Source organism: Arenibacter sp. F20364 (genome assembly GCF_023015905.1).
Lineage (GTDB): Bacteria > Bacteroidota > Bacteroidia > Flavobacteriales > Flavobacteriaceae > Arenibacter.
Map to the genome: position 1 here is coordinate 1 of NZ_JALKBD010000064.1, position 8,343 is coordinate 8,343.

An 8,343-nucleotide genomic window follows, 5' to 3' on the forward strand; every position below is an offset into this window, starting at 1 on the left:
GTATTGTTCAATTCTGCTGTGCCCATATTATCATTTTAAAGTAAAGTTACAAAAACCGTACAATTATGAATTAATTCAAAGACGAACTTTTTTTTTCACCGGGTATGTGTCCTTGCCTATCCTTGTATTTGAACTTTCAAATTTGCTTTATGAAGAGAGAGATAAAATATTTGTGCTATAAATGGTTCTTTTTAAGGGATTGTCCAAAAAATCTGAAATTTAACAATAAAGCGCCTAAACGAAATGCAATCTTTTTTAGAGCAAATATCTAGCATAGAACACTGAAAAGACTTTCGTAATCAAAAAAACTAGGAAAATCTGGGCAACTAATTGTCAACTACGTTAAATCAATCTAGATTTCTAATCCTATCTTAAAGTCTAAGTTTAGACAGAATAATCCCTAAAGTAAGGGAAAGAAGACTAGGTTATCGGACCAAAGGAATCCTAGATGTTATTGGTACACTAATCATTAATTCTCAATTAACGAGTACAATTTTTTTCTTATTTCTATATCTGATGGTCTTTTGGCATTGAAATTCAATACGTTCCCCATATCATCAACCAACATATATCTTGGTATACCGTTCACACCAAGACTATCGAGGAATTTAGAACTACTACCAACGGCTAGCTGAACACCCTGCAAATCATTTTTATCGATGGTTTTAAACCATTGTTCTTTAGTGTCCATTATGTTTATGCCGATAAACTCGATATTTTGCCCTTTGAACTCTTGGGAAAGTTCATTGAAATGGGGAAATTCCTTGATGCATGGTGAGCAGGAAGCAGACCAAAAATCCAGATATAGGTTCTTTCCTTTGAAATCGATTAATGTCAAGGGTACATCATTTTTGTCCTTCAAGGGGGCATTCATCAAAAAATCCCTTCCTCGTTTTGAAGTTAAATTTTTATACAGGCTTGCAATATATTTTTCATTCTTGGTACTTGTGTTGTACAATTTGTAAGCACTATAGAAATTGTTGATGCTTTCCGCTTTTCCCAATGTCAATTCTGCAATAAAAAAGATTGTGGCATTTCTTATGTTTTCATTTTTTATAGAACTTCCCATTTCAATCAGATACTCGGTGAACAAGTCACAATCAACACAGCGCAATTTATCCGAAGATGTATCTAACTCAACTTTGTCTTTCAAGAAGTAATACATATTGTTACCCAACAGGACAGTGAAAAAGGGTATTTCCAAAAAACTATCATCATTTATGTCCAAAAGTTCCTCAGAATTGGGGAATGAAGCGGACACAGTGAATCCCTTTTGTTTTGACAATAATCTTATTGTAATTTCATATTGCATCAAATTGTAGACTCTGTCCACTAGGATAGACTTTGTTTCCAGTTCTACAAATTTCTTGTTGTGAAGCTTACTTTGGTTTAATAAATCTAGGTACAAAGAACGAATGGAGTCGTGTGTTTTTAGAAATTCATTCTCACCGAGCGTGGCAAAATATTTATAGTAGTCAACATAGAAAGTTTTATTTCTTAGCCGACTTTTGTGCTGTAAATAATCGTTTTCCTTTTTGCCTCTACCCTCAAAGCTAATTGAATCATTGGATAGGTCTATGTTTAGCTTCAAATCGGAATTTGGTTCGATAAAAATGGTATAGTTGTTACTGCCAACCGTAAGACCGTAATAACCTAAAGAGAGGTCTAAAGTGTCTGCAAACACAGCATTCTTTGATACTGGAATCGAATATTTCGGAAGCTTTTCTCCATAAAAGTTCTTTTCTAAGTATATAGTATAGATTACTTCTCCAGAAATTTCTCCAGTTAAAATTATAGATTCGACACTCTTACCTTTATTACAGGCAAGAAGCCAAGTTGAAAAAAGAACCATCTTAAAATACCTGAATCTCATTTTATAATAAATGCTAATCTTTAAAGCTATGATAACCTGTATTTCTGTTTTACTTCGTAACCAATGTAAGTTTATTTTTAATAAAAATGGACGCAATTGAGCTGAAACTTTTCGAACACCAGACATATAGCCCACAAGTGTTTTATCGAAAATTTCATACTCCATATTCAGACTGGACCTAAAACGGAATAATCTATTTCTAGTCCCATAAAACGGCCAAAAAAAAAAGTGCGAATGAATAAAAGTGGTATAGTACCTAAAATGGTTCTTTTAATGGAACAATTGAAAATAAGAAAATTTAACTCAGTTCTTTGTTATATGCAGCTTTTCCGGTCCTTAAGGTAATTATTTCAATAGTTTGTTCAGACCTTCTTTGTCGAATAATATTCTACCGACTTTAATGTCCGACCAGCCTTTTCTTAATTTATAGGTAAAAGTCGGTTTACACCAAGACTTGTTTTCTTGGCATCTTTCCAACTACCAGTTTCATGGATATCACAGAGTGCCAATAATGATAAAGCGGAAATTTCATTTTGTTGTAATTTGGGAAGTCCTAAATCTTTCAAGATAACCTGTGCTTCTTTAACTTTATTCATTTACAAGTTCCATATTTTGTTCAAGCTATAAACCAACAGTTTGGTTAATAGTATCTTGAGAGTAATCGTTATTGGTTATTAAATAGTCACCAAGTTCTCTTATTGTTTTAATAGGAGGAAAAGACATTAACCTTATTTCTGTGGCACTTACATTTCCATTAAAAGTTCTGAAGTAGGTGTCAAAAATTTCAGAATTGAGCAAAGCGGATATGCCAACCGCCTCATTTTCTTGAAGTTCTCCGTTTGGTTTGTGAATGTAATTAAGTTTATTCTCGACTCCTATTAATTCAGTTCTATTGGTGTTTCTTAAATAGGGAGCTGCAATTAACCTACTCTTGTCATCTTTGGAGCTAAAGCGTCTTAAAAAGATATAGTTTTTATTTGGCAACAATATTTTTTTTGATACTTCTGTTATATTGATGTATTGGCTTTTGTTGGAAACGAAAACAGGCCAATCAATATTCATTTTAGTCACATTGTGCAACCAATATAACGGTGCCAGAAAAATTGTTGTGTTTTGGTATGTGTCAAATAAAAATTCCCTTGATCGAAAGAGACAACCGGTCCTGTAGAAATTTGAATGCCAAAATCTATTAAATTGTTGTTCCACGATTTAAAAAGTAGCATTACGTGTTCTTCAAATTCAGTTGTTGGAAGATGGAGAATTTTAGCTTTTGACTTCAAATCTATGATCTCTGAGACATCATATTCTTTTTCTATTGGTTTTTTCAAGTCTTTTAGACCTTCAGAAGTAGAAATTATTACTTTATCTGAAGGAATTCTGCAACCTTTTAATATCAATGTTTCTTGAAGAACTTTGTCCCTATCAAATGTTTTATTTCTTGATTTAAAAAGGTGTACAAAACTTAAATTGATATGGCTAAAAAAATAATCCCTGAAAGAATTGAAATATTGACCAGAAGCGAAGCTTCTCGGTACAATAAAAATTAACTCTCCATTGGCTTTTAACAGATTAACTGAAACGGCCATAAAAAACGAATAAATATTTGGCTGACCTTTGACCAAATGTTGAAAAAGGTTTACTCTTTTGTCGTCTTTGGAAAGCTTAAAATATGGAGGGTTTGAAATGATGTAATCAAATGATTCTTTATGCTTTTCCAAAGCAATTGCCATATCTTCTATAAAATCATTCGCAATTATAGTGTATCTGAATTCAACTCTTTTTTCAGCAAGCCAAATTTTTAAATTTTGTAATGATTGTTCCGTATAGGCAAAAAGTTTATAATCAGTTTCGTATGCCGTTAGTTCTATTGATTCAAGATCGAATTCAATTAGTTTTTCGATTAGTGAGCATGTTAAAATTGCAGTTCCACAACCTGGGTCTAAAATTGAAATATTTTTTGATTTTGGTTTGGACGCAATATTTCCCATAAATGAGGAAATTTCGCTCGGAGTGAAAAATTGACCTTTCCCTTTTTTGTGTTCCTTAGTAACCGTAGCAGTATATTGTAGACCTACCAAGTCAGCGAATTTACTCGGTAAAATAGGTTTTTTAATATATTTTTCTATAGTTGTCATTGTTTCAAAGGTATGAAAATCCATTCGGAGCGTTGGCAAAAATTAGGCTCTTTTGCTCTTTTGACCTTTCTTCATTTTATATCCGTATTGCTGTATAGTACTGTACAAGAGAATTTGATTGATATCAATAAATTTTTACGCTCTATTGTATCAGCTTGTTCTTTATGAAGGTATTTAGATTGTCACGCAATAAGATCATTTGGTCTTTAGTTGATGATATCCCTCCTTTTTGTTTATCGTTACGACCGCAAAGGTTAATTTGTAATATTTCTCCATCCATCGTCCTCAAGTATTAATCTTCTATCAACTCCAGAATTTTCAGTTGGTAGCATTATGGTTATATTTTTCATTTCTAATATAGAAACATTATCTTCTACATATAAAAGCTGAATTTAAGTTGCATGTCATCCTCTGACCTCAAATATTTTAATATTTCTCCAACATTCCTCGCACATTCAATAGTGATTGGCCATTTTCTATCAAACTGGGTATTATTCCAATTCATTTTGGTAAGGGCTAAAATCTCCTCACATATGAGATTCGAAGACTCATCATATTCATATAACCGAACTTCCAACGGACCTGGGATATACATTCCAGTATACGTTTCAAAATAGGGTACGGAACCTCTGGTATATAGTAAATGACGTTTCTTGTCTAAATTCACTTGTGTACCCCTTAAGGGTGGATATTCCGCATTTCGATAGAGTCTGATTTTAGATGCCTGAATTGTGACAAGGTCAATCTGAAAAATATTTTTATCCTTTGCAGCCTGCTTCAATCCGTATATTTCATCTGGCGTGAAATTTGAAGTCTTATGAACTACAAGTCTTTTTGGATAAGTTTTGATTGAAGTAAAGTACTCTGTAAGGGATTTAGTTAACAGGCGATAAGCCTGTTCCTCTGACATGTGCGGAATGCGGTCATTTTTTTTCATTCCCAGTTCCTCCCCTCTAAGAATAACGCCTTTGCCATACTCGTTAAAAATTTGAGCTACACTTGTTTGCGTACTTTCTCTATCCAAACTCTTATAGAAGCTTATTCCAACATAGCAACTTGAGTGAGCAAAGTCTTTTCTTATTAAAGCCCAAGGAGTACCGGATGCTTTATAATAAAGTGCGGTGAAAAAATTCCATGCAATTGTTGCGGGATCTTGCATTCCAGAACCAGCTGATGTTATTTTATCCCGCATGATTTGGATTGGAATATGATATTTCATAGCTCTTGCTTTCAAATATCTCCTAAAATTTACTTCTTGAGCTGCTCGAATATTACTAGAATCCTTACCACGTTCCGTATCATCCTCTATTTTATCCGATTCTTTTACAAATGATAGAATTTCATCAGATAAAGCACAAATAATAACATCTGGTCTTTTATTCTGAGTTAAATACTTTATTTCATCTAGGTACAGATCAGCTATTTTTGGAATTAGTTCATGCTGTTTCAGATTTGATTTAAGTAATTCCGAAATATCGGAGTTGTTTAACTTTCTGCAATAAGCTTCGCCGTAAACTATTTCTGATTTAAATCCAACTTCAATATTGAATCCACAAAAGTTCATAAACAAATTAGGGTGTGGATTTTTAGATACTTTCCCTGGTATGTGTTTAGAACATTCTTCAAGCCATTCGGTTACCTTCTCAACGCTTTCAGAAAGGCCAATAATCCCCAAAGTTATCTTTTCTGGTCTTACGTCATTTACATCGTAGGGTGAATATGTATAAATACCAGACCTTGGGCACAAATAACGGCAGTCAGTCTCAGAACCGCCTTGATTTCAACCTTAAAATAGGCAAATCCGATTTGGTACGGGTGATAAGCAAATTTGCTTTTCGACTCCCGAATTCGTAGCGATTCGGCCACGCATCTTTACAAAGCGGATAATACGATACTCCCTATCTGTAAGACAGCATTAAGGTATTTCTTAGTTTACAAGTTTTTTAGTACAGCATAAATAGCGGTTGTTAACTGAGAAAGTTCAGAACTGGATATAATATAGGGAGGCATGACATAAACTAATTTTCCAAAAGGTCGAATCCAGACCCCCTCTTGCACAAATCGTTTTTGAATGCTGGCCAAATCTACTGGGTGATATAGTTCAACCACCCCAATTGCTCCTAAAACCCTAATATCTTTTACTTGCCCCAATTCTTGGCAGGGAGAAAGTTGTAGCTTTAGCTGTTCTTGTATTCGAAGAACTTTCTCTTTCCAATTGGAGGAAATCAGTAGGTCAATGCTTGCGTTCGCCACCGCACATGCCAGTGGGTTTCCCATAAATGTTGGACCATGCATGAAAACTCCTGGTTCGCCCTGAGAGATGACGTTGGAAATTTTTCCGGTGGTCATCGTTGCGGCAAAGCTCATATAGCCACCGGTTATCGCTTTGCCCAAACACAAAATGTCAGGAGAAACATTGGCATGTTCGCAAGCAAATAGTTTGCCCGTCCTTCCAAAGCCAGTGGCAATTTCATCACAAATCAATAGGACATCATATTTTGTACAAGCCTTTCTTATAGCTTTTAAGTAATTGGGTGAATAAAACCACATTCCTCCGGCTCCTTGTACTATAGGTTCTAAAATAACGGCCGCCAATGTCTCATGGTTTTTTTCAAGAATATCGATAAGTGAAACGGCATCCTTTTCATCCCACTTTTCCCCGAACCTAATTTTAGGCTGATCGGCAAAGTAGTGTATGGGCAGATTACCATGGAACATTCGATGCATACCTGTTACGGGATCTGATACGGACATTGCGTTCCAAGTGTCCCCATGATACCCTGACTTTATTGAAGCAAATTGGTTTTTGTTCGGATGCTTCAGGGCATGCCAATATTGTAATGCCATTTTTAGCGCAACTTCAACGGATACCGACCCTGAATCACAAAAGAATACTTTTTCCAGCTCTTTTGGAGTTAGATCAACCAGTTTCCTTGTCAATGATACAGCAGGTTCATGTGTAAAACCACCAAACATTACATGAGCTATTTTTTTTAACTGTTCAGAAATTGCCGAGTTAAGCTTAGGATGATTATATCCATGGATTACCGCCCACCATGAAGACATTCCATCAACCAATACTATCTCATTCTGTAATGTAATCAAACAACCCCTTGCTTCTTTTACTGGATAGACCGGTAGGGGGTCACTCATTGAAGAATAGGGGTGCCAGATATGTTCTTTATCGTATGCAAGTATGGTTTCAATATCCATGTAGAAGAACTTTAATTGTCCAATTAATATTATTGAGTAATTCTATTTTACTACTTTTCAGCTGCCAAAGATATTATTAAGGATTTAAATGACGGGAATGGAATTGATTATCTCGGGCGAAAAATTTTTGAAGTCAAAAGTATCGCAAGGGAACTTGAGGCACCAACTCAATTGTTCGATAACAATGCTCCATACCCTAATAGGTCAATTAAATATTTTCCATAACTCTTCAACAAACCAATAGATTTTGTCATGAAATAGACACCCTTCGGGTGCTTTTTTGCGGAAAGGGAAAAGAAAATTGGGCTTTGCTTTCAATGTGCCCAAAGATTTGTCGAATAATGTCAATGCCTCATCACTTCCATATAGTACATATGGGGTCACGTTGACCAAGGAAACCTGCTTTAGTTCTTTCAAAACATCCAAAATTTTTGATGACAACTCCACTTATTTGGAAAGATTTTATGATATGACATTACTGCTGTTGCGTTAAAAAGCTTTCAATCTGCCATTTCAACAATGACCATAGTGAATACAGAGGGTTTAATCATTTTTCGATTTGAAATGGCTTCAGAGTTTTAGACAACCATCAAAATTTCAATTTTTACAATTATCTGTATATCTACATTTTAAAAATTAATGCACTCCATAAATTTTACAAATGAGCCTATCTAGATATTTTAACGCAACAGTACTAATATGACATTGAAAAATGTAGCACTTAATTGTCTATAAAGAAACTAAAAGCTACATTATTCAATGTATGCTCAAAATTACAATTAAATAAGTAAAATGTTGTAATTATTGGGGTCAACAATACTAAAAACCAGATAAATACTGCCAATCCTTTTATAGTCCTCAACCAAAATCTTACCTTGGGAAGGATATGCATGAAAAAGGAGGATTGTATTTCGATTTCGAAAATAATCCGGAAAGAATCATTTCTCGAACAGTTTCCTTAATGGTCGAATGCTTGGACACTACATCGGATGGTTTGCCAGATTATCTTTTAAAGGAACTTTTTGACAAGACCAATTATATTTGACTAGAAAGAACCGTGACAAAAGGATTAACGACCTAGTGCTATTTATCATTTTGGTGATCCTTATCATATCCGCTATA

Annotated in this window: 8 protein-coding genes; 1 reads left to right on the forward strand and 7 read right to left on the reverse strand. The window is 34.5% G+C overall.

Annotated elements, in window-relative coordinates; all coding sequences use genetic code 11:
* Window positions 1-469 precede the first annotated feature (469 nt).
* From MWU84_RS23260 to MWU84_RS23290, 7 genes are all read right to left on the reverse strand, one after another.
* Window positions 470-1,873 carry a TlpA disulfide reductase family protein gene (locus MWU84_RS23260; RefSeq protein WP_246906376.1) on the reverse strand — a complete coding sequence of 468 codons (1,404 nt, stop codon included), beginning with the start codon at window positions 1,871-1,873 and terminating at the stop codon, window positions 470-472.
* A gap of 419 nt (window positions 1,874-2,292) precedes the next feature.
* Window positions 2,293-2,469 carry a hypothetical protein gene (locus MWU84_RS23265; protein WP_246906378.1) on the reverse strand — a complete coding sequence of 59 codons (177 nt, stop codon included), beginning with the start codon at window positions 2,467-2,469 and terminating at the stop codon, window positions 2,293-2,295.
* A 25-nt stretch (window positions 2,470-2,494) separates the two neighbouring features.
* Window positions 2,495-2,935 carry a hypothetical protein gene (locus MWU84_RS23270; RefSeq protein ID WP_246906380.1) on the reverse strand — a complete coding sequence of 147 codons (441 nt, stop codon included), beginning with the start codon at window positions 2,933-2,935 and terminating at the stop codon, window positions 2,495-2,497.
* A gap of 5 nt (window positions 2,936-2,940) precedes the next feature.
* Window positions 2,941-4,008, reverse strand: coding sequence for an N-6 DNA methylase (locus MWU84_RS23275; RefSeq protein ID WP_246906382.1), 1,068 nt, complete (start codon window positions 4,006-4,008; stop codon window positions 2,941-2,943).
* 373 nt (window positions 4,009-4,381) lie between these two features.
* On the reverse strand, window positions 4,382-5,683 hold the full coding sequence (locus MWU84_RS23280) for a hypothetical protein (protein ID WP_246906383.1): 1,302 nt from the start codon (window positions 5,681-5,683) through the stop codon (window positions 4,382-4,384).
* 257 nt (window positions 5,684-5,940) lie between these two features.
* Complete coding sequence (bioA, locus tag MWU84_RS23285; protein ID WP_246906384.1) at window positions 5,941-7,221, reverse strand: adenosylmethionine--8-amino-7-oxononanoate transaminase; 1,281 nt, start codon at window positions 7,219-7,221, stop codon at window positions 5,941-5,943.
* 204 nt (window positions 7,222-7,425) lie between these two features.
* Complete coding sequence (locus MWU84_RS23290) at window positions 7,426-7,662, reverse strand: hypothetical protein (protein ID WP_246906385.1); 237 nt, start codon at window positions 7,660-7,662, stop codon at window positions 7,426-7,428.
* A 445-nt stretch (window positions 7,663-8,107) separates the two neighbouring features.
* On the opposite strand from MWU84_RS23290, the gene MWU84_RS23295 reads away from it, so the two are divergent.
* The gene (locus MWU84_RS23295; RefSeq protein WP_246906386.1) at window positions 8,108-8,266 is read left to right on the forward strand and encodes a hypothetical protein; all 159 of its coding nucleotides are present in this window, start codon (window positions 8,108-8,110) and stop codon (window positions 8,264-8,266) included.
* The last annotated feature ends 77 nt before the right edge of the window (window positions 8,267-8,343 follow it).

Excerpts from the sequence above, each read along its gene's own strand:
- MWU84_RS23265 (WP_246906378.1), bottom strand. The coding sequence starts at position 2,469 with ATGAATAAAGTTAAAGAAGCACAGGTTATCTTGAAAGATTTAGGACTT.
- MWU84_RS23275 (WP_246906382.1), bottom strand. The coding sequence starts at position 4,008 with ATGACAACTATAGAAAAATATATTAAAAAACCTATTTTACCGAGTAAA.
- MWU84_RS23260 (WP_246906376.1), bottom strand. The coding sequence starts at position 1,873 with ATGAGATTCAGGTATTTTAAGATGGTTCTTTTTTCAACTTGGCTTCTT.
- MWU84_RS23295 (WP_246906386.1), top strand. The coding sequence starts at position 8,108 with ATGCATGAAAAAGGAGGATTGTATTTCGATTTCGAAAATAATCCGGAA.
- MWU84_RS23270 (WP_246906380.1), bottom strand. The coding sequence starts at position 2,935 with ATGAATATTGATTGGCCTGTTTTCGTTTCCAACAAAAGCCAATACATC.
- bioA (WP_246906384.1), bottom strand. The coding sequence starts at position 7,221 with ATGGATATTGAAACCATACTTGCATACGATAAAGAACATATCTGGCAC.